Origin of the sequence: Sphingomonas sp. (assembly GCF_048594985.1) — a bacterium.
Taxonomy (GTDB): Bacteria; Pseudomonadota; Alphaproteobacteria; order Sphingomonadales; family Sphingomonadaceae; genus Sphingomonas_I.
This window is the reverse complement of the sequence record NZ_JBMDXG010000329.1, coordinates 1-2,511: the sequence shown is the minus strand read 5'-3', so window position 1 is coordinate 2,511 and position 2,511 is coordinate 1. Positions and strand designations below refer to the sequence as shown.

Genomic DNA, 2,511 nt, shown 5'->3' with positions numbered 1-2,511 from the left:
CTGATCAGTCCGGAGGGCCAGTCGACCCCGTTCGGCACGGTCCCGCGGATCGTGTCCTATCGCGTGGCGGCGGTGTTCGAAACGGGCGTCTACGATTACGACAAGGCGTTCGTTGTGATGCCGATGGCCGATGCGCAGACGCTGCTGATGTTAGGCGACGCCGTCGGCGCGATCCGCATCCAGACCAGCGATCCCCAGCGCGTCGAGCGCATCCTCGCCCCGCTGGCGCCGCAAGTCCGCAGCGCGGGGCGGATCAGCGACTGGCGGCAGATGAACTCCTCGCTGTTCGAAACGGTGGAGATCGAGCGGGTGATGATGTTCATCATCCTGTCGATCATCGTCGTAGTGGCGGCGTTCAACATCCTGTCGTCGCTAATCATGCTCGTCCGCGCCAAGGCGCGCGACATCGCGATCCTGCGGACGATGGGGGCGAGCCGACGCGCGATGACGCGGATCTTCGTCGCGATCGGCCTGTCGATCGGCGCGCTCGGCACGGTGGCGGGGCTGGGGCTCGGTGCACTGTTCCTGTTCTTCCGCCAGCCGATCGTGAATCTGATCCAGCGGATCACCGGGCAGAATCTGTGGGATCCGTCGATCCGCTTCCTGTCCGAACTGCCGTCCCGCACCGATCCGTTCGAGATCCTGCTGATCGTCGTGATGACGATGGTGCTGGCCTTCCTCTTCACGCTTTACCCCGCGCTCCGCGCGGCGCGCACCGATCCGGTCGAAGTGCTGCGTTATGAGTGAGGTGGTCGCGGTGCGCGGCCTGACCCGCGCCTTCACGCAGGGGCAGCGGACGATCCACGTCCTGCGCGGCGTCGATCTCGACATCGCGCCCGGAGAGATCGTCGCGCTGCTCGGGCCGTCGGGCTCGGGCAAGTCGACCCTGCTGCAGGCGGTCGGCCTGCTCGAAGGGGGGTTCGATGGATCGATCCGCATCGCGGGCGAGGAAGCGTCGCGGCTGGACGACGAGGGGCGGACGCGGTTGCGGCGCGACGCGCTCGGCTTCGTCTATCAATTCCATCATCTTCTGCCCGATTTCACCGCCGAGGAGAATGTGGTCCTGCCGCAACTGATCCGCGGCGCGGAGCCGGGGGCGGCATCGGGCCGCGCGCGCATCCTGCTGACCGCGCTGGGGCTCGCCGAGCGGCTGGATCACCGCCCGGCACAACTTTCGGGGGGCGAGCAGCAGCGCGTCGCGGTCGCCCGCGCGCTCGCCAACCGGCCCGCGCTGGTCCTGGCCGACGAGCCCACGGGCAATCTGGACGAGGCGACGTCGGACCGGGTGCTCGCCGCCTTCCTCGATCTGGTGCGGGGCGAGGGCGCCGCGGCGCTGGTGGCCACGCATAATGAGCGGCTGGCGCGGCGGATGGATCGGGTCGTGCGGCTTCACGACGGGCAACTCGCCGAACTCTGACTATCCCCGGCTTCAGGGGATTTTTACCGGTCGAGGTTACGGCGCCCGCCATGACGTGGCTGGGGCGCCTGCGCGCATCGGAGCGGGGATCGATCATGGTCATGGGCGCGATGGCGCTTGTGGCCGCGATCGGCATGTCCGGGCTCGCGGTCGAGGTCGGCAACGCGTACAGCGTCAAGGTTCAGCATCAGCGCGTGGCCGATGTCGCCGCGCTGGCGGCGGCTTTGGCCTACCTCACCGCGCCCACCGCCGGCACGCTGGACGCGGCGGCCAAGGACGTCGCGCTTGCCAACGGGCTGGCGCGCGCCACCACCACGGCGGTGCTGTCGCCGGACAAGTCCAAGGTGACCGTCACCGTGCTCGGCGCCGTCCCGCTCGTCCTGACGCGCGTGCTCGGCAGCGGGGTCAGCCTGCCGATCCGGAACGAAGCCGTGGCGAGCCTCGTGGCGGCGGACACCGGCGGCGGCGCCTGCTTCCTGGCGCTCAAGGGATCGGTTGCAAACGGGATCGTTCAGTCGGGCGGCGTCACGATCGAAGCGACCGATTGCGGCGTCGCGACCAATGCCGGCGTCGCGCTCGAATCGAGCAGCACCGTCATCCAGAATGCAAGCGAGGTGCTGATCGGCAAGTCGCTGTCGGGGCAGAAAAGCTGGATCCGGAACACCAAGCCCGAAAACATCAAGGACGGGCGCGGCACGCCGGCGGCCGATCCTTATGCCAACGACGCCAAGCTGCAGCAGGCCTTTGCCGCACTCGGCTCCTTCACCCAACCGGCGTCGCCGACTGCACCGCCCGCCGTTTCGTCGCCACCATCCTGTTCGGGTCCGCCGGTGACGCTCCGTTACAACAATCCGGAACTTGTCCCGGGCATGACCCGAACCAGTCAGTATGGCGGGGACTTCGTCGCGCAGGGCGGGCGGACTTACACGATCGACAAGCTTGCGTTGGAAGGGGGCACGACGCTGACCTTTCAGGGATCGGCGACGGTGAATATTTGCGGTGGCGGGGGCGTGGCGATCGTGAACGATGGCAACAAGCTTCAGTTCGCTGGTGGCACGTTTAACATCCGGGGATCGGTCAAGACGGGGTCTGCC

The 2,511-nt window shown here is 68.0% G+C and carries 3 protein-coding genes; all 3 read left to right on the top strand.

Annotated elements, in window-relative coordinates:
* On the top strand, positions 1-747 hold a 747-nt coding region (locus ACOJSF_RS13485), incomplete at its 5' end, for an FtsX-like permease family protein (protein ID WP_420142712.1).
* The gene (locus ACOJSF_RS13480) at positions 740-1,417 is read left to right on the top strand and encodes an ABC transporter ATP-binding protein (protein WP_420142711.1); all 678 of its coding nucleotides are present in this window, start codon (positions 740-742) and stop codon (positions 1,415-1,417) included. The genes ACOJSF_RS13485 and ACOJSF_RS13480, both read left to right, overlap by 8 nt.
* A 50-nt stretch (positions 1,418-1,467) precedes the next feature.
* Positions 1,468-2,511 (top strand): pilus assembly protein TadG-related protein (locus ACOJSF_RS13475; RefSeq protein WP_420142710.1); only part of this gene is annotated, 1,044 nt, incomplete at its 3' end.